The organism is Paracoccus sp. MC1862, from assembly GCF_016617715.1.
Classification (GTDB): Bacteria; Pseudomonadota; Alphaproteobacteria; order Rhodobacterales; family Rhodobacteraceae; genus Paracoccus.
This window is the reverse complement of the sequence record NZ_CP067225.1, coordinates 140146-157408: the sequence shown is the minus strand read 5'-3', so window position 1 is coordinate 157408 and position 17263 is coordinate 140146. Positions and strand designations below refer to the sequence as shown.

Annotated in this window: 14 protein-coding genes and 3 pseudogenes; 7 read left to right on the top strand and 10 right to left on the bottom strand. The window is 66.7% G+C overall.

Annotation, left to right across the window (positions count from 1 at the left end; genetic code table 11):
* Positions 1 to 16 precede the first annotated feature (16 nt).
* Positions 17 to 916: a LysR family transcriptional regulator gene (locus JGR78_RS00755; protein WP_200559382.1), complete on the top strand. Its 900-nt coding sequence runs from the start codon at positions 17 to 19 to the stop codon at positions 914 to 916.
* A gap of 12 nt (positions 917 to 928) precedes the next feature.
* On the opposite strand, the gene JGR78_RS00750 is transcribed toward JGR78_RS00755, so the two are convergent.
* The gene (locus tag JGR78_RS00750; protein ID WP_182793481.1) at positions 929 to 2212 is read right to left on the bottom strand and encodes an FAD-binding oxidoreductase; all 1284 of its coding nucleotides are present in this window, start codon (positions 2210 to 2212) and stop codon (positions 929 to 931) included.
* Positions 2213 to 2873: 661 nt separating this feature from the next.
* Here JGR78_RS00750 and JGR78_RS00745 point away from each other — a divergent pair.
* From JGR78_RS00745 to JGR78_RS18525, 3 genes are read left to right on the top strand one after another with little or no spacing between them, the layout of a single operon-like run.
* Positions 2874 to 3263, top strand: a complete 390-nt coding sequence (locus tag JGR78_RS00745) for a hypothetical protein (protein ID WP_200559381.1) — start codon at positions 2874 to 2876, stop codon at positions 3261 to 3263.
* A gap of 22 nt (positions 3264 to 3285) precedes the next feature.
* Positions 3286 to 3603 (top strand): tetrahydrofolate dehydrogenase/cyclohydrolase catalytic domain-containing protein, encoded by a 318-nt coding sequence (locus JGR78_RS00740; RefSeq protein WP_182793480.1) that lies wholly within the window; start codon positions 3286 to 3288, stop codon positions 3601 to 3603.
* Positions 3604 to 3661: 58 nt separating this feature from the next.
* Positions 3662 to 3892 carry a hypothetical protein gene (locus JGR78_RS18525; RefSeq protein WP_370576553.1) on the top strand — a complete coding sequence of 77 codons (231 nt, stop codon included), beginning with the start codon at positions 3662 to 3664 and terminating at the stop codon, positions 3890 to 3892.
* A 66-nt stretch (positions 3893 to 3958) separates the two neighbouring features.
* Here JGR78_RS18525 and JGR78_RS00730 read toward each other — a convergent pair whose 3' ends face one another.
* From JGR78_RS00730 to JGR78_RS00700, 7 genes and pseudogenes are all read right to left on the bottom strand, one after another.
* A complete protein-coding gene (locus tag JGR78_RS00730) occupies positions 3959 to 4780 on the bottom strand; it encodes an ABC transporter substrate-binding protein (protein WP_182805994.1) in 822 nt (273 codons plus the stop codon).
* A gap of 22 nt (positions 4781 to 4802) precedes the next feature.
* Positions 4803 to 5465 carry an amino acid ABC transporter permease gene (locus tag JGR78_RS00725; protein ID WP_182793478.1) on the bottom strand — a complete coding sequence of 221 codons (663 nt, stop codon included), beginning with the start codon at positions 5463 to 5465 and terminating at the stop codon, positions 4803 to 4805.
* Positions 5465 to 6106, bottom strand: a complete 642-nt coding sequence (locus JGR78_RS00720) for an amino acid ABC transporter permease (protein WP_182793477.1) — start codon at positions 6104 to 6106, stop codon at positions 5465 to 5467. Before JGR78_RS00720 ends, JGR78_RS00725 begins: the two co-directional genes overlap by 1 nt.
* The gene (locus JGR78_RS00715; RefSeq protein ID WP_182793476.1) at positions 6103 to 6876 is read right to left on the bottom strand and encodes an amino acid ABC transporter ATP-binding protein; all 774 of its coding nucleotides are present in this window, start codon (positions 6874 to 6876) and stop codon (positions 6103 to 6105) included. Before JGR78_RS00715 ends, JGR78_RS00720 begins: the two co-directional genes overlap by 4 nt.
* A 71-nt stretch (positions 6877 to 6947) precedes the next feature.
* Complete coding sequence (locus JGR78_RS00710) at positions 6948 to 7874, bottom strand: electron transfer flavoprotein subunit alpha/FixB family protein (RefSeq protein ID WP_200559380.1); 927 nt, start codon at positions 7872 to 7874, stop codon at positions 6948 to 6950.
* A gap of 7 nt (positions 7875 to 7881) precedes the next feature.
* Positions 7882 to 8631 (bottom strand): annotated as a pseudogene (locus JGR78_RS00705) (electron transfer flavoprotein subunit beta/FixA family protein); the annotation flags it as partial.
* A 28-nt stretch (positions 8632 to 8659) separates the two neighbouring features.
* The gene (locus JGR78_RS00700) at positions 8660 to 11101 is read right to left on the bottom strand and encodes an FAD-dependent oxidoreductase (RefSeq protein ID WP_182806043.1); all 2442 of its coding nucleotides are present in this window, start codon (positions 11099 to 11101) and stop codon (positions 8660 to 8662) included.
* Positions 11102 to 11192: 91 nt separating this feature from the next.
* Between JGR78_RS00700 and JGR78_RS00695 the strand changes: the two genes are divergently transcribed.
* Entirely contained in the window at positions 11193 to 12149 is a 957-nt protein-coding gene (locus tag JGR78_RS00695) for a LysR substrate-binding domain-containing protein (protein ID WP_182793473.1), read from the top strand.
* A 7-nt stretch (positions 12150 to 12156) separates the two neighbouring features.
* Here the strand turns inward: JGR78_RS00695 and JGR78_RS00690 are convergent, their stop codons facing one another.
* On the bottom strand, positions 12157 to 13149 hold the full coding sequence (locus JGR78_RS00690) for an ornithine cyclodeaminase family protein (RefSeq protein WP_182793472.1): 993 nt from the start codon (positions 13147 to 13149) through the stop codon (positions 12157 to 12159).
* Positions 13150 to 13375: 226 nt separating this feature from the next.
* Between JGR78_RS00690 and JGR78_RS00685 the strand changes: the two are divergent.
* Positions 13376 to 14515 (top strand): annotated as a pseudogene (locus JGR78_RS00685) (DDE-type integrase/transposase/recombinase); the annotation flags it as partial.
* 161 nt (positions 14516 to 14676) lie between these two features.
* Here JGR78_RS00685 and JGR78_RS00680 read toward each other — a convergent pair.
* Positions 14677 to 16146, bottom strand: a complete 1470-nt coding sequence (locus JGR78_RS00680; protein WP_234450803.1) for an APC family permease — start codon at positions 16144 to 16146, stop codon at positions 14677 to 14679.
* A 521-nt stretch (positions 16147 to 16667) separates the two neighbouring features.
* On the opposite strand from JGR78_RS00680, the pseudogene JGR78_RS00675 reads away from it, so the two are divergent.
* A pseudogene (locus tag JGR78_RS00675) lies at positions 16668 to 16817 on the top strand (IS256 family transposase); the annotation flags it as partial.
* Between the last annotated feature and the right edge of the window lie 446 nt (positions 16818 to 17263).

Sequence of the window (17263 nt, the reverse complement as noted above, 5' to 3'; positions counted from 1 at the left end):
CGAGTCCGGAATGAAGTTGAGCCGCAGCATGATGCCCGACCTGACCGCCCTGCAGGCCTTCGAGGCCGCGGCGCGGTATGGCAGCTTCACCCGCGCCGCCGTCGAGCTGAACCTGACGCAAAGCGCGGTGAGCCGGCAGATCAAGGACCTTGAAGCCCAGCTTGGCGTGGCGCTGTTCCAGCGCGTGCGCCAGCGCGTCGTGCTGTCCAGCCTGGGCGAACGCCTGCGCCCCGAGATCGAGCGCCTGCTGTCGGATGTCGAGCGCCTGACCCTGCGCGCGGCCAGCGCCCGCGACGTGAGCGGGCATCTCACCATCGCGACGCTGCCCACCTTCGGCAGCCGCTGGCTGATGCCCCGCCTGCCGGATTTCCTTTCCGCCCATCCGGGGATGCAGGCGACGATCATCTCGCGCTCGGGCAGCTTCGATCTGGCCGAGGCGGGGGTGGATGTCGCGATCCATTACGGCAAGCCGGTCTGGCCGGGGGCGACCTGCAGCTTCCTGTGCACCGAAACGGTGCTGGCCGTCGTGGCGCCCGGGCTGCTCGCGGACGGCGCGACCCTGCCGGGGACGATCCCGCTGCTGCATCTCGACTCGCGGCCGATGCTGTGGCCGCAATGGCTTGCCGCAAACGGCGGCGACATGGCGGACGGCTTCCGGGGGCACCGCTTCGACCAGTTCTCGCTGCTGATCGAGGCGGCGACCGCGGGCATGGGCGCGGCCCTGCTGCCCAGCTACCTGATCGAGCGCGAGATCGCCCAGGGCGACCTGAAGGTCATCGCGGGCGAGCCGCTGGACACCGACCAGGGCTACTGGATCGTCGTGGCCGAGGAACGCAGCTCCGATTTCTTGCTCCAAGGCTTCACCGCCTGGATCACCCGACAGGTCGGACAAGGTGAACCAGCCGCGAGTGGCTGACCCGACGGCGCTTCAGATCCGTGCGTCGGCCAGGTGGACCACCTGCGCCCCGGCCTCGTACCAGGCCGAGCGCATCCCCGCAAAGCGGACCGGCTGGGGCGCGGTTGGTTGCAGCGGCAGGTCGGCATCGGTCCGCGCGCCCCGCAGCCAGGCGGCCATGAAGCGGCCGAAGGCCGTGCCCGGCGCAATGCCGCGTCCGTTGTAGCCGCAGAAGCTGAAGATGCCCTCGTCCAGCCTGTGAAAGCGCGGAAGGTTGTCGCGGGTCATGCCGATGGTGCCGTACCATTCCGCCTCGAACTCGACCGACGCGATCTGTGGATAGATCCGCCGCAGCGCGCGGCGCGCCCAGCCCCGGTGGACGGCCGTCCCGGTGTTCCGCAACGCCCCGACCGAGCCTAAGACAAGCCGGTTCTGCCGGTCGAAGCGGAATGAGGACAGGACCTCCCTGGTGTCCCAGACGCCCTGCCGACCGGGCAGGATGCTGCGGGCGACCTCGTCGGGCAGCGGCCGGGTGGCGAAGTTGAAATAGGGCAGGAAGACCTGCTGCCGGCGGATGTCCTGCATCAGGTGGCGGGTATAGGCATCGGTGGCGAAGACCACGCGCGGCGCCCGCACGCTGCCCTTGGGCGTCACCAGCCGCCAGCCCGCGCCCTCGCGCTGAAGCCCGGTCACGGGCGAGGAGGTGAAGATGCGCGCGCCATTGCCGATGGCCGCCCGCGCGAGACCCCGCGCATAGGCGAGCGGCTGGATGGTGCCTGCCCGCCGGTCCAGCAGCGCCCCCGCATAGGCTGTGGTTCCCATCATCGCCGCGGTCGCCTTGCGGTCCAGCAGTTCGACCGGCGCACCACGGCTGCGCCACTGACGCGCTCGCTCGGCCAGTTCCGCAAGCCCGGCCTTGCCAACACCTGCGTGAAATGTGCCGACGTGGTTTGCCTCGCAGTCGATGCCATAGCGACTGACAATATCCCAGACATGAGACGGCCCCTCGCCCAGGAAGTCGATCAGCCGGTTGCCGTGATCCGGCCCGAGCGTGCGGACAAGTTCCTCGGGCATCACCCACATGCCCGCGTTGACCAGCCCCACGTTGCGCCCGGCACCGCCGAAGCCGATCTCGACGGCTTCCAGCACCACGGCGTCCACGCCCCTCTCGGCAAGGTGCAGCACCGTCGAAAGGCCGGTGTAGCCCGCCCCGACGATGACGACATCGGCGGACAGGTCGTGGTCAAGGATGCGGGTCACGGGCGCAGCAGGGGCGGTTCTTTCCCAGAGGCCGTGAGAGCGGGGATCGTTGAGCATGTCGTGCCTCGGGAACAGATGATCAGGTGGTTTCTGGGAAGTCGCGGATCGTCTTCGACCACCGCGCATTCCAAGGCCAGCGAGCATTTCTCACGACCTGGTTCGCATTCGGAATGAAGTCGCGCCCGGGGCATCCTCGCCTTGGCGCGCGCAGGACGGTCCACCCCTTCCGGCCGCATCGCGATCAGTGCATATGGTCGCGGGGATACGGGTACGTCGTCGGAGGGAAGGCAATGGTCCTGTTGCCCTTCAGGAAGACGCCGTGGAAAGCATGGGCATGGACCGCACGGGCCAAACCCTAGCTTTCCACGTCGGGGGACAGCCAGCAAGATCCGCGACAGGCGGCAGTCCTGATGTGGCGCGGGCACAGGCATCCTGATCGTTGATGCTGCCTTCCCTTGCGTGCCCGAAAACGTCGGCAACCCCACCAGCTTTCCCTTTTCCGTCCGCTACCAGGAGGTTCGCGGGGCCTTGATCGACCGCCTGCTGAACCAGCGGAACCCGGCGCTGGCCGAGGTCTTCATCGAGGCCGCACAGGAGCTTGAGGCGCGGGCGTGGTGCGGGCGATCACCGACGCCTGCGGCTTCATGGCTCTGTTCCAGCAGAAGGTCGCGGCCTCGGTCGGCATCCCGGTCGCCTGTCGAGCCTGCTGCAAACCCCGATGATCCACGCCCTTTGCAGGGGCACGGTGGGCATCATCACCGCCAACAGCGCGCGGCTGACGCATTGCCACTTCGCAGCCCGTCAAATCCGCGAAGACATCCCGCGCGTCATTTACGGCATGGAAGGCTGCGGCGAGTTCCGCACCACCATCCTCGAGGAAAAGGGTGCGCTCGACAGTGCGGCCATCGAGGCCGAGGTCCTGGGCGTCGCTGCGAGGATGCAGGCCGAGACCACTGACCTTTGCGCGATCCTGCTCGAATGCTCGGACCTGCCTCCCTATGCGGCCGCGATACAGGACCGGACCGGGCTGCCTGTCCATGACCTCAATACACTGATCCGCTATCTGGGAGATGCGGTGCGGCAACGATCCTGCAGCGGCTGTATCTGACCCTCCCGCAGGACCCTGGAACATGGTTGAACCCCTCAAAGGGAAGGCATTTGCCTCCTCGATCACGCGGTCTGTTGCGCAACGGGTGACAGCTCTGCCCGGCAGCGCCCCCAAGTTGGCGGTGGTTCTGGTCGGCAACGACGCGGCATCGGAGATCCGATGTTCGCAAAAAGATCCGCAACTGCCACGAGGTTGGCATTGCAGCCTGCATCACCGCCTGCCCGCGAAGGCGATGCAGGCCGAGGTGGCCGAGTTGTTGAGCGAGATGAACCCAGACCCGGACGTAGCCGGCGTCCTGCTGCAACTGCCCCTGCCGGCGCATCTGGACGTGATGGGCTGATCGACCTGATCGTGCCCAGCAAGGACATGGGGGGTTCGGGACTTCCACCTCCGGCCGACTGGCAAGGGGGCAGCGGGGCATGGTGCCCTGCACGCCGCTCGGGGTGCTGATGCTGCCGACGCGTTTTCCTGCCCTGCGCGGAAAGACCTGCACAGTCATTGGCTGCTTTCTCCTCGTGGGAAGACCGATGATCCAGTTTCTGCTCAGGGCTGACTGCACCGTCAGCGCCGCGCATCCGAGCAGGATATCGTGCGGCTCGCCCATGCCCGGTCCGCCAAGGATTTCGTGAGCCTTGGATCGGGGAGAACTCTCGGGATGGAAAAGGCTGCCTGCCGGGATGGCAGGCAGCCGCTGTTCACTCGACCAGGCGCGGTTCGCCCACCTCGGCGAACTCGGGTCCAAGGCCGTACTTGCCGAGGAACTCGACGATCCTGCCATCTTCCTTCAGCTGCGCGAGAGCACCGTTGACGGCTTCGACCAGGCCGTCGGCATTCCTGTTCATCGGGAAGCCCACCTGCGCGGGCTGGATCGAGGCCGGCACACGCTCGTCGGGTTCCGAGATTGCCACCTTGAGATCACCCATCTCGCCCCGCTGCATCGCGATCTGGCCGGGCGCCGCGCCATCGACCGCAAAGTCGATCCGCCCCGACTTCAGGTCCTGCTGAAGATTGACCGAACTGGGATAAAGCTGAAGGTCATCGCCCAGCAGTTCCTGCAGCGAGGCGACCCACAGATAGCCCTGCACGGTCCCGACCTTCTGCCCGACCAGGTCCTCGACCTTCGCGGTGCCGGACCGGGAATAGATGCCCATGCTGTCCAGATAGATCGGGTCGCTGAAGGACATGACCCGCGACCGCTCGACCGTCCGGTACCAGTCGCCGGTGGTCAGGTCGGCGCGGCCCGCGATCACGGACTGGATCGCCGCCGCCGGATCGACGACCAGCGGCGCGACCGTCAGGCAGAGCTTCTCGGCGATGGCGTTGACGATGTCGCCGTCGATGCCGCTCAGCTGGTTGCCGGCATCCATGAAGCTGTAGGGCGCGAAGGTCGTGACGGCGACGGTCAGCGTCCCCTCCCTGACCGTCTCGAGCCCGGTCGGGCAGTCCTGCGCGAAGCTCGCGCTGCCGGCCATGGCCAGCCCGACCGCGCCGATCAGCAAATGCTTGAAAGACGTCATCCTCGTTACCTCGCTTGTTGGATCATGATGTGGCATGTCTGGACGCCCTGCGCTCCATGTGGCTGACAATGGCGCTGGCCGGAAGGCAGATAGCGACATAAAGACTGCCCGCAGCCACGATTGCCGGCAGATAGCGGAAGGTGTTCGACCCGATGTTGTAGGCGCGGCTGACCAGTTCCGGCAGCGCGATGGTGAAGCACAGCGTCGTGCCCTGGAAGATCAGGATCGCGAAGCCCAGAAGCGGCGGCAGCGCGATCCGCATCGCTTGCGGCAGGATCACGTCCATCATCTCGGACCGGGGGCTGAGGTTCAGGGCCAGGGCGGCCTCGCGCTGGCCCTGCGGGATCGCCTGGATCGAGGCGCGGATGATCTCGCTGGTATAGGCGCCGGTGTTCCAGGCCAGCGCGACGACCGAGGCCGCAAAGCTGCCCAGGGTCAGGCCGGCGTTCGGCAGTCCGAAATAGACGAACTGAAGCAGCACCAGCGCCGGGGCGCCGCGCCCGATCTCGACCACCAGCAGCGACAGCGCCCGCACCCACGCCCGCCGCGACATCACCCCAAGCGCCAGCGCCAGCCCCAGAACCAGGCCGATAGCGATGCTGGCGCCAGCGACCTGCAGGCTGACCTTGAGGCCGGTCAGCAGTTGCGGCATCCATGATGCCCATTCCTGTTGGGTCGGGAACATCAGCGCGCCACCTTCTCTCTCAGCGCCCGGTCCAGCCTGCGCGATGCCCAGGCCAGCGGCAGGCTGAGGGCGATGAACAGCAGGCCCACCGCCGCGAAGGTCTCGAGCCCGCGCGAGGTCAGCTGGGTCACCTGGTTGCCGCGGGACACCAGTTCGGACACCCCGATGGTCGAGGCGATGGCGGTTTCCTTCATCAGGCCGATCAGGTAGGTCGCGGCGCTGGGCAAGGCGACGCGGAAGACCTGAGGCATGATGATCTCGGCCAGGGTCGAGGCGCGCCCCATGCCCAAGGCGGTGGTTGCCTCCCACTGGCCCCTGGGGATCGAGGACAGGGCGCCGCGATAGATCTCGGCCAGGTTGGCGGCAGCGATCAGGGTCAGCCCGATCAGGGCCGCCGGGAAGGGATCGACCGGCACAAAGGTCATGCCGATGCCGAAGAAGATCAGGAACAGCCACAGCAGCGGCGGGACCGCCCGGACGAACTGGATCAGGAATGCGGCAAGCAACCGCAGCACCGGGTTGCCCGCGACCCGCATCGCGGTCAGGGGAACGGCAAGCGCCGCGCCCAGCAGGAAGGCGCCCAGCGTCAGCGCGATGGTGACGGGCAGTCCCTGCAGCAGAATCCGAAACGTCTCGGTCATCGGTCCGTCACCGCCCTGAGGAAGCGCCGGGTGCGCTCGTGCCGCGGATCGTCCATGACCTCGCGCGAGGGGCCATGTTCCAGGATCTTGCCGTCCGCCATGATCATGACGTTTTCCGAGACGTTCCGGGCGAAGCTCATCTCGTGGGTCACGACGATCATGGTCATCCCGCTTGCCGCCAGTTCGCGCATGACCGCCAGGACCTCCAGCCCCAATTCGGGGTCCAGGGCCGAGGTGGGCTCGTCGAACAGCATCACCTCGGGGTCCAGCGCGAGGGCGCGGGCGATGGCGATGCGCTGCTGCTGGCCGCCGGAACAGCGGGCCGGGTAGCTGTCGGCCTTGTCGGCCAGCCCGACCCGTTCCAGCAGTTCCGCCGCCCGCTGCCGGGCCTCGGCTGCGGAACGCCCGAGCACCCGCCGCTGGGGAAGGGCGATGTTGTCGATGACGCTGAGATGCGGGAACAGGTTGAAGGACTGGAAGACCATCCCCACCCGCGACCGCAGCTTGCGGCATTGCGCGGCATTGATCGGCCCGCCGGCATCCACCCGGTTCCCGGCAACGGTGATCCTGCCCGCATCCGGGGTTTCAAGGAAGTTGATGCAGCGCAGCAGCGTGCTCTTGCCCGAGCCGCTGGGACCGATGATGGCGAGAACTTCGCCCTTGTGGACGTCGAAGCTGATCCCTTGGAAAACGGTGTGGCTGCCATACCGCTTCGCCAGGTTCTCGATCCGGATGAAGCCCTGCGGGTCAGACGTGTGAGCGTGAGTCATTCACCATGTTCCGGTTGGTCTGGATTCATGCCTTCCCCCGTCAGAGGCCCGGCAAGGCTCAGCCTCGCGCATCAGAGCCGGTCTGTCATCTCCGGCAGCACGGTGAAGATGTCCCCCACCAGTCCGTAGTCGGCGACCTGGAAGATGGGGGCTTCCTCGTCCTTGTTGATGGCGACGATGACCTTGCTGTCCTTCATGCCCGCGAGGTGCTGGATCGCGCCCGAGATGCCGGCGGCGATGTAAAGCTCGGGCGCCACCACCTTGCCGGTCTGGCCCACCTGCCAGTCGTTCGGGGCATAGCCCGAATCGACCGCCGCGCGGGAGGCGCCCACGGCGGCGCCCAGCTTGTCGGCCAGGGCCTCGATCAGGGCGAAGTTCTCCTTGGACCCGATCGCCCGCCCGCCCGAGACGATGCGCTTGGCCGAGGTGAGCTCGGGGCGGTCCGAGGCCGCCACCCGGTCCTCGACCCAGGCCGACAGCCCTGGGTCGGCGGCGGCAGCGGCGGCCTCGACCGGGGCCGAGCCACCCTCGCCCGCCGCGTCGAAGCTGGCGATGCGCACCGTCAGCACCTTGACCGGGTCCGAGGACTTGACCGTCTGGATCGCGGCCGAGGTGTAGACCCCGCGCTCGAAGGTGTCGGCGTCCACGATCCGGCTGACCTCGGGGATCACCATCACGTCCAGAAGCGCCGCGGCCCGCGGCAGGACGTTGCGGGCATCCGTGGTGCCCGGGGCGGCGATGTGGCTGAACTGCGGCGCAAGCTCCACCAGCAGCGCCGCCATCGGCTCGGCCAGGCGGTGGGCATAGGCCGCGTCCTCGGCCACCAGCACCTTCGCCACGCCCGCGATCTTCGCGGCCTCCCGGGCGGCCGCTTGCGCGCCCTCGCCCGCGACCAGCACGGTCACGTCCCCAAGCGGCGTCACCGCCGTCACGGCCTTGGCCGTCGCGTCCCGGTTCAGCCCGTTCTCGGCCATCTCGGCCAGCAGCAGCACCGCCATCACACCACCCCGCAGCTTTGAGTTTCGACACCAGCTCGTCGACCGAGGCCACCTTGACCCCCGCCTTGCGCCCCTCGGGCTCGGCGGTCCTGACCACCGTCAGCCGGGGCGAGACGTCCACGCCGTAGTCACCGGCGGTCTTTTCGACGAGTTCCTTCTTCTTCGCCTTCATGATGTTGGGCAGGCTCGCATAGCGCGGCTCATTGAGCCGCAGGTCGGCGGTCACGATCGCGGGCAGACGCACCTCGATCACCTGCAGCCCGCCGTCGATCTCGCGCGTGACGGTGGCCTTCCCGCCCTCGACTTCCAGCTTGCCGGCCTGCGTCGCCTGCGCCCAGCCCAGCAGTGCCGCCAGCATCTGGCCGCTGGCGTTCATGTCGTTGTCGATCGCCTGCTTGCCCATCAGCACCAGTCGCGGCTGCTCCTCGGCGACGATGGCCTTCAGCAGCTTGGCCACCGCCAGGGGCTCGATGTCCTGGTGCACGTCGTCCGCGGCCACCACCAGGATGCCGCGGTCGGCGCCCATCGCCAGCGCCGTGCGGATCGTCTCCGCCGCCTGCTTCACCCCGATCGACACCACCACGATCTCGGACGCCGCCCCCTTCTCCTTCAGACGGATCGCCTCCTCGACCGCGATCTCGTCAAAGGGGTTCATCGACATCTTCACGTTCGACAGATCAACCCCCGACCCGTCCGCACGCACCCGCGCCTTCACGTTGTAGTCGATCACCCGCTTCACAGGCACAAGAACCTTCATCGAACAACTCCCTTTCGTATCCGGATTGTCACACCCGCGCCCGCGCGGACGTGGGGTCGTAGGGGCTTTCGTCGATCAGCGTGGCCTTGCGCGGTGCCCCAAGCACCGTCAGGTCGAAGCTCTGCCCGACCTTGACCAGTTCGACCGGGACCAGCGCGATTCCGATGTCATGGCCGAAGGTATAGGAATGACCGCCAGAGGTCAGGCGGCCAACCAACCGGCCTTCATGGAACAGGCTTTCGCCGCCCCAGACGCTTCCGTCTTCCGCCGGGATGCTGACGGTGACGGTCCGCTGCGCGACACCGGCCGCCTTGGCACCCTCCAGCGCCGCGCGGCCGGTGAAATCGCCCTTGTCCATCGCAATGAAACGGTCGAGCGAGCTTTCCCATGCCGTCAGTTCCCCGTTCATGTCGCGGAACATCGAGCGGTAGGACTTTTCCAGCCGCAGCGATTCCAGCGCCTGCGTGCCGACCAGCCGCATGCCGTGCTTCTGGCCTTCGGCGTGGATCATCTCGATCAGGCCGCGCTGGTACTGGATCGGGCAATAGATTTCCCAGCCCAACTCGCCCTCGTAGTTGACGCGCAGCATCTGCACGTCGCTGGCAAGGCCGAGATTGACGTTCCGCACGCCGAACCACGGGAAATCGGCATTCTCCAGCCCCTGCCCGGTCAGGGGGGCGAGGATCTCGCGCGCCTTCGGCCCGACGACGGCAAGGCCGGCCCGTTCGTTGCTGACATTGCGCAGCGCGACCGATCCGTCCGAAGGCAGCCGCCGCGCCAGCTCATCGAAGTAGTAGCGTTCGGCCGAAGGCGTGCCCACCAAGAAAAACCGGTCCTCTTCCAGCCGGGCCAAGACATATTCCGCCAGCACCGTGCCGCGATCCGTCAGCATGTGGGTGAGATTCGCGCGTCCCACCTTCGGCAGCCTGTTGGCGAGGATGCCGTCTAGCCAAGCCGCGGCGCCCGGGCCCGAGACGTCGAACTTGGCCATGAAGGTCATCTCGACCATGCCGGCGGCCTCGCGCACCGCCCTGACCTCCTGGCCGACATAGCGCCCCTTCTCGGTCCAGCGCCAGCTGTACTGGTTCTTCTGCTCGACGCCCTCGGGAGCGAACCAGTTCGGGTGTTCCCAGCCGTTCAGGACGCCCCAGACCGCGCCCCTGCGGTCGAGGAAGTCATAGGATGGCGCGGTCTTGGCCGGGCGCGCGGCCGGGCGGTCCTCGCCGGGGAAATGCTGCTCGGCATGGGTTCCCCAAGCCTCGCGGACCTTGGGCCTGGTCCAGTTCTTGTTGGCATGGTCGCCGAAGCGGCGCGGCTCCAGCACCGAGGTGTCGATCTCGTTGCCGCCCTCGACGATCTGCTGGGACAGGTAGTAGCCCAGCGCCCCACCCCAGAGGATGCCGCCGGGAACGCCCTCGGCCAGCCACAGGTTGGGCACATTCCAGGCCTTGCCCATCAGCGGCAGTTCGTCCGGCGTCATCTGGAAGGGGCCGCGGACATTGGCCTTGATGCCCACCCGGCCCAGCAGGGGGACGCTTTCGATCGCGGTTTCCCAGTTGGTCGCGACGGAATCGAAATCCTCCTCCATCAGGTCGGCGCCGAACCATTCCGGCACGCCGTCCTCGGCGAACAGTTGCAGATGCTCGGTCCGCTCGTAGGGGCCGAACATCAGCCCGTCGCCTTCCTCGCGCAGATAGCCTTCGAAGCGCTCGTCGCGCAGGATCGGCATCTCGGGCAGGCCGGCTTCCTTCCGCTGCCGGATCTCGTTCACCGCCTCGGTGATCCAGTACTGGTGGATGATCGGGATCGCCGGGATCTCCAGCCCGAACATGGCGCCGGTCTGGCGCGCATAGTTGCCCGTGGCGCAGATCACATGCTCGCACAGGATCTCGCCCTGGCTGGTCACGACCTTCCATTCGCCCGTGGCGGTGCGGCTGACCGACCTGACCTCGGTGTTCTGATGGATCTTCGCGCCGCGGTCCCGCGCACCCCGCGCCATCGCCATGGTCACGTCGGCCGGGGCGATATGCCCGTCGTCCGGGTGGTAGAGCGCGCCCAGCATCTCCTCGTCGTCGCGCAGCAGCGGCCAGAGTTCCTTGACCCGCCGTGCGTCCAGCATCTCGGCGCGGATGCCCTGATTGTGGTGGACATCCATGTAGCTGTGGTATTCGTTCAGCCGCTCGGCCGACTTGGCGAGCCGCAACTGACCGCATTTGTGCCAGCCGACAGGCATGCCGGTCTCGGCCTCCAGCCCCTCGTAGATCTCGATCGACTTCTGGATCATGATCCCGATCGAGCGGTCGCGCGCATAGCTGGGGATCAGGCCGGCAGCGTGCCAGGTTGATCCAGCGGTCAGTTGCGTCCGCTCGAGCAGGACCACGTCGGTCCATCCCCGCCTGGTCAGGCCATAAAGGATGCCGGCACCGACGCAGCCGCCTCCGATCACTACCGCGCGCGCATGGTTCTGCATCTGCACCTCACATCTTCTTGCCTGGAACGCTAGGCCGACGGGCCGCGTCGGTGCAGTTGCTTACGGGTTCCGGTCCGCATAACCTGAAGTTATGCATCGGGTCAGAGCCTACATCCCTTCCGCCAACTACCTGTTCACATTCGAGGCCGCCGCTCGCCGCGGCAGCTTCACGGCCGCAGCGGCCGAACTGAACGTCTCGCAGCCCGCGGTCAGCAAGACGATCCGGCAATTCGAGGCCGCGCTGGGGTTCAAGCTGTTCCACCGAAACCATATGCGGCTGGAGCTCACGCCCGAAGGCAAGCGCCTTTACCACGAGACCGAAAGCGCCTTTGACGCGCTTCATGCCGCGATCACCTCGATGCGGCGCACAGACCGGCACGAGGTCGTGCGCGCAGCCTTCTCGGCCTCGTTCCTGCAATTGTGGCTGCTGCCCCGGCTGAGCGAATTCAGCGAGCTTCATTCCGAGATCAGGCTGTCCCTGGAGGAAAGCACCTATGATGACATGGACCTGTTCACCAACGGCATAGATCTGTCGGCCCGGCTGGGGGACGGAGGCTGGAACGACCTGCACAACTGGCCGCTGACCCCCGAGATCATCTTTCCCGTGGCGGCCCCCTCATACATCGAGCGGCATTGCACCGACCTGCCGGCCTGCGACATGCAGGACCTGAAGCTGATCCATGTCCGCGAGAAGAACAGGGTGCGCTGCAGCTGGCACGAGTGGCTGGCCGCGAACAGGCTGCCCTGCGACATGGTGAGCGAGACCTTCGTCTTCAGCGACGCGCTGAATTCGATCGGCGCGGCGGCCTTGGGCCAGGGTATCGCACTGGGCTGGGTGCACCTCGTCATGGACCAGATGCAGTCGGGCGCCCTGCGGCGCGTCGGCGACCTCGGCTACTGCACGGGAAAGTCGATCCACCTGATTGCCCCAAAGCGAAAACCGCTGTCCTCTGCGACGCAGAAATTTGTCACCTGGATACTCGACCGGATGCAGCGCGACATCGCCGACAACCGGACCTGCTTCGACTTGAGCCCTCGGCCCGCCTGACCTCGGCTCAGCCACTCGCGCGGTGAGGCTGCGCCCCGTCCTGCGCGGCCCCAGCCGGCGCCTCGGCTGCCGTCACGGCATTGAGGACGTAATCGGCGATCATAAGGTCCAGATGCGCGCCGCCGCCGTTCTTGAACAGGGTGATCTGGTCGGCGGACTGGCGGCTGGAATCGTTGGCCGCGACCAGGTCGTAAAGGTCGCCGCGAACATGCCCGCGGGTGATGGCGCCGGATCGGATCGGCTGCATCAACTCTCCGATCCGGTCCACGACCGTGTCGACGTAATCGACATAAACCAGCGAAGCCGCGATCATCGCGTCATCCGCTTCGCGCATTTCTGGCGTGAAGGCCCCGACCAGGTCCACATGCGTACCGGGCCGAACCCATTTTCCCAGCAGGACAGGCTCCCGCGCCATGGTCGCGGCCGAGACGATGTCCGCCGTCCGCAGCGCTTCGGGCAGATCGGTGACGGCTGCCACCGCGGCCCCGAGGCTGCCAAGCGTCGCGGCAAGGGCATGCGCCTGCTCGGGCCGCCGGGACCATATCGAGATGCGCTCAAGGTCCGGGAACATCGCGTCATAGGCTTGCGCGAGGGTCGATGCGACCATCCCGGCGCCGATGATGACCAGGTGGCGGCTGTCGAGGCGCGCGAGACACTGCGCCCCCAGGACCGAGTCCGCGACTGTCTTGTACTGGGTGACAAGCCTGCTCTCGATCACCGCCCGCACGGCGCCATGGCGGGGATCATAAAGCAGCACCGCTCCCTGTATCGAAGGCATTCCCGCCCGCGCGTTCCCGGGGAACACGCTGTCGCCCTTGATTGCAAAGCCAAGTCCCTTGATCCAGGCAGCGCGGTTCAGAAGCTGGCCCTTATCGCTGCCAAGAAGCACATCTCCCTGCTGGGGACGAGGCAGCCGGTGCCCTTCGCGCAAAGCATCGATCGCTCCCGGCCAGCTTAGCAGATGCCTGCATCCGTCATAGGTCAGAAGCAGTGGCAGCATGTTCTTTCCCCCGAAAGCGCCTTGTCACGCTTCATAGCCAGAACATGATGGTGGGCGCGAGAGGTCAAGAATGCGTTGGTCGAAGAGAGCAAAGGCCTTCACGCACCTGTCCTGTTCATCCGCGAGTTATGGCTGGAGTCAGGAGATCCGGCTCGGGCAATCTGCATAGGGGGGTGAGTGGATCATCCGGGCGTCCTCGGCATGATGCCGGGGGCGGGGAGAGGCCATGAGCAGACGACCGGGCCGGAACCACCGCCCGGCTTTCAAGGCGCAGGCAGCGCTGGCCGCCATCAGGGGCAGGAAGACGCTGGCCGGACTGGCCGGGCAGTTCGACGTGCATCCGGACCCGGGCCACGCAGTGGCGCAGGCAGCGCCTGGACGGCGCCTCCGGGGTGTCCGGGGCGCGGGGGGGCGGCCGCGGTGGATCCGGCATCGGCGGTGGAGGTGAGCACGCTGCACGCGAAGAGCGGCGAGCTGACGCCGGGGAAGGATTTCTTGTCCGGCGCGCTCGGGCCGGGGCCGGTCTGCTGCCGGGCGCAGGCCGATGATCGACCGCGACCATGGGCTGGGCGTCAGCCGCAAGGCGAAGGTGCCCGGGATCAGCCGGGGGCCGCGCCTGCTACCTGCCGCGGCCTGCCGTGGCCGCCGATCCCGCGCTCATGCGCCGGATCGTCGCCCTTCATCCTGAGCATCCCTTCGCGGGCAGCCGGATGCTGAAGGGCCTGTTGCGGGCGGAGGAACACGAACCGGGCCGGCTTCACGTCTGCCCGCTGAGGAAGGGGATGGCGAGCCCGGCGCTCTGGCGCCCGAACACGTCAAAGCCCCGGCGCCGGGCCACAAGATCTCTCCTTGCCTGGTGCGCCATCCGGCGGTGACGGGGCCAGACCAGGCCTGGGCGATGGACATCACCTCCATTCCGATGGCGAGGGGCTTTGTCCACCTGACCGCCGTCCTCGGCTGGTTCAGCCGCAAGGTCCTGGCCTGACGGCTGGCGATCACGCGGTCACCGGACTTCTGCATCAAGACCCTGAAGGACGCGCTCGGCCGCTCCGGCCGACCGGAGATCTTCAACAGCGACCAGGGCTCGCAGTTCACCGGTGTGGCGTTCATCACGGCGCTGAAGAACGCCAGGGTCGCCATCAGCATGGACGGCAGGGGGTCGGCCCATACGCCGAGGGCGCGGCAACGCCTTCGTCGAGCGGCGCTGGCGGACGGTGAACCGAAGGACCGCGCAGCGAAATACGAGAAGGTGTCCCGGCGCCCCTGCGGCAGCGTCTCCGGGACCGGGGCCTCGATCGGCCGCTATGTGGGCTTCTGCAACAGCACCAGGCCGCATTCGTCGCCCGGCGGGCAGACGCCTGATCAGCCTGTCTCAGCCAGCCGATGCCAATCCCGGCGGCGGCGCAACCAGGACGGAAATCCACTTCGCAGCACACCCGACACTGGTCAGACGAAGCAAAACAGATCTGGCGAACTATCGTCGATGATCAGCGTCCACGCAGCGGAGTAGCGTTCAGCTGCTTACAATCAGTTTCTCGGGGCGTCGCCGTGATGCTCTCGCATCTGCTCCACATCGCCCATGCTGCCCGGAGAAGGCTTCTTGCGCAGCACCCGGTTCCACAGCCAGGTTGCCGCCCAGAGGAGCAGGCCCATGGCAAGCAGCCACCCGGCGATGCGATACTGGTCCATCTGCGCCGCGCTTCTTGCCCAAGGACCGACCAGGAAGGCGCAGGTCGCCGCGCCGATCCAGGGCGTGATCATGGGCGCGCGGAAATGGGCATGGCCGGCCGGGTGCTTGCGCAGCACGATCAGCGAGATGTTGACGACCGTGAACACGCAAAGCAGCAGCAGCGACGTGGTTCCCCCCAGCAGGCTGACGGCGGGCAGGTCGGATCGGGTGACGACGAAATAGATCAGCCCGAAGGCCAGCGCCGTCGTGAAAAGGATCGCAACCCAGGGCGTGCGCCGGCGGTGATGGACCAGCCCGAGGCCGTGCGGCAGAACCCCCTGGCGCGCCAGGCCATAGATGAGCCTGCTGGCCATCAGCATGTTGATGAGCGCCGAGTTCGCCACCGCAAACATCCCGATGAAGGGAAAGATCGTATCGAAAGGCAGGTTCGGCGCCCCTGCGCGCACCACCTGCGTCAGGGCAGAGCCCTTGTTCGGATCCGACAGATCACCCACGGGCACCAGAGCCACGGCGCAGATCGAAACAAGGATGTAGATGACGCCCGTGATCGCCAGCCCCGTCAGCATGATGCGCGGGAAGATGCGGACCGGGTCCTTGACCTCCTCGGCCATGTTGACCGAATCCTCGAAGCCGACCATCGCGAAGAAGGCCAGAGCGGTGGCGGCGGTCAGGGACAGGAAGGCGCCCTTTTCCTCGGAGGACTGAAAGACCATCACTTCGGAAAAATCCGCCCGGCCCTGCGCCATGGCATAGAAGCCGACGAAGATGATCATCAGCAGGCCGGTCAGTTCCACGCAGGTCAGGACGACATTCGCCTTGACGCTTTCACCGACGCCGCGAAGGTTGATCGCCGCCACAAGCGCCATGAAGCCCAAGGCGACCAGCAGGATACCGGCGCTGCCCTTCTGGAAGCCCAGCCCGAAGCCGTCGTTCAGGAAGCCCGCAAAGGCATTCGACGCGGTCGAGGCCGAGGTGATGCCGGAACACATCACGGTAAAGGCCACGAGGAATGTCAGGAAATGAATGCCGAAGGCGCGATGCGCGTAAAGCGCGGCCCCGGCCGCCTGCGGATAGCGCGTCACCAGTTCCAGATACGAGAGGGCAGTGATGGTCGCGACCAGGAAGGCCAGAAGGAAGGGCGCCCAGGCGGCGCCCCCGACCTCGGCCGCGACCGTGCCGGTCAGGGCATAGACGCCCGTTCCCAGGATGTCGCCGACGATGAACAGCAGCAACAGCTTCGGTCCCATGACGCGATGCAGTTCAGGCTGATGGGGCGGAGCGGCCTCGGTCGGATACGAGTCAGACATATCGCCCTCTCAACTGGCTTCCATCTCAGAATGTGCGCCAAGTTGCATGGCGGCAAGAAAATTCACCTGCCGTCATGTGGCACAGGTCCAGAGGGTTCTTCCCCCGCGGGGCCAGTCGGACGGGCTGGAAGGCGCGCGTCGCCTCCATGTCACCGCGGCGAGGTGTTCTTCCACCGATGGGTTGTCCATCTGCAGGGTGTCCCACGCTGCTCAGGTCGCCGCCTTCAAGTGCTGCAAAGGACACCGGGGCCGCTTTTGGCCGGGCCTGCCAGTTCCGTCCTGCCCTTCTGAAGCAGCCCGGCCCCCGGCCCGGTGGACGCGGCTCTGCTGTTGAATGCCTTGCATGCGTTCGGGTGGAGTTCTCGCGCCGCGCCTGGATGCTCACCGGCCAGCCTCGCACGGTGCGCCCGTGAGCGGAGTTCCATCATCGCACTAGCACCACCGGCAATTGGACCTATTGCAGGATCACCGTGGTCGTCGAGCTGTCCATCAGGCTGCGGATGCGGGTGACCTCACCCGCGAACGATGGTGCCATCATCCGTTCCGTCGGCGCACTGTTGCGCGAACGGAACGATGAATGGGCCGTCCAGCGCGCCCGCTGCATGGCGCTGGAAACGATCAGGGCAATGCGGGCTGATCCTGTCATCAGTCTGCCCGCTGCAGCATCCTGATCAAGCAGGCGCGCGCCAGACATCACGGTGACGACCAGCTACAACACGTCATCGGACAGCATCCGACCAGGCGCAGCCGGATGTTCCGGGCCATGCTTTCCACTGTTGCCACGCAGGCTGCCCCTACCGTCCTGCGGGCGACCTGCCCTTCCGGCAAGACGGGGGGTAGCGGCCGGACACTCGTTCCACGCTTCAAAGCAACCTGTTGAAATTAAATATTTTATAACTATATCAATTATAACGGGCCACAGGGCCTGAATCTTTCACGAACTGGAACAAGGGTGAGGCGCATGGGCAGACCTGCGGGATCGTTGCGCGGTGATAAGGCGCATGTTCCACCCCGATCGCGATAGCTGCGGCCTGCAGCGGACGCGGTCGGGGTGATTGCTCGTATCCGTCCTTCTGCAACCACAGGTGACCCCGTGAAACTGCCTTATCCTCCTGCG

What these genes read in the sequence shown, in the direction of transcription:
- JGR78_RS00725 (WP_182793478.1), bottom strand. Translation starts at nt 5,465, where the DNA reads ATGTTCCCGACCCAACAGGAATGGGCATCATGGATGCCGCAACTGCTG.
- JGR78_RS00715 (WP_182793476.1), bottom strand. Translation starts at nt 6,876, where the DNA reads ATGACTCACGCTCACACGTCTGACCCGCAGGGCTTCATCCGGATCGAG.
- JGR78_RS00745 (WP_200559381.1), top strand. Translation starts at nt 2,874, where the DNA reads ATGATCCACGCCCTTTGCAGGGGCACGGTGGGCATCATCACCGCCAAC.
- JGR78_RS00700 (WP_182806043.1), bottom strand. Translation starts at nt 11,101, where the DNA reads ATGCAGAACCATGCGCGCGCGGTAGTGATCGGAGGCGGCTGCGTCGGT.
- JGR78_RS00750 (WP_182793481.1), bottom strand. Translation starts at nt 2,212, where the DNA reads ATGCTCAACGATCCCCGCTCTCACGGCCTCTGGGAAAGAACCGCCCCT.
- JGR78_RS00720 (WP_182793477.1), bottom strand. Translation starts at nt 6,106, where the DNA reads ATGACCGAGACGTTTCGGATTCTGCTGCAGGGACTGCCCGTCACCATC.
- JGR78_RS00730 (WP_182805994.1), bottom strand. Translation starts at nt 4,780, where the DNA reads ATGACGTCTTTCAAGCATTTGCTGATCGGCGCGGTCGGGCTGGCCATG.
- JGR78_RS00695 (WP_182793473.1), top strand. Translation starts at nt 11,193, where the DNA reads ATGCATCGGGTCAGAGCCTACATCCCTTCCGCCAACTACCTGTTCACA.
- JGR78_RS00680 (WP_234450803.1), bottom strand. Translation starts at nt 16,146, where the DNA reads ATGTCTGACTCGTATCCGACCGAGGCCGCTCCGCCCCATCAGCCTGAA.
- JGR78_RS00710 (WP_200559380.1), bottom strand. Translation starts at nt 7,874, where the DNA reads ATGGCGGTGCTGCTGCTGGCCGAGATGGCCGAGAACGGGCTGAACCGG.
- JGR78_RS00690 (WP_182793472.1), bottom strand. Translation starts at nt 13,149, where the DNA reads ATGCTGCCACTGCTTCTGACCTATGACGGATGCAGGCATCTGCTAAGC.
- JGR78_RS00740 (WP_182793480.1), top strand. Translation starts at nt 3,286, where the DNA reads ATGGTTGAACCCCTCAAAGGGAAGGCATTTGCCTCCTCGATCACGCGG.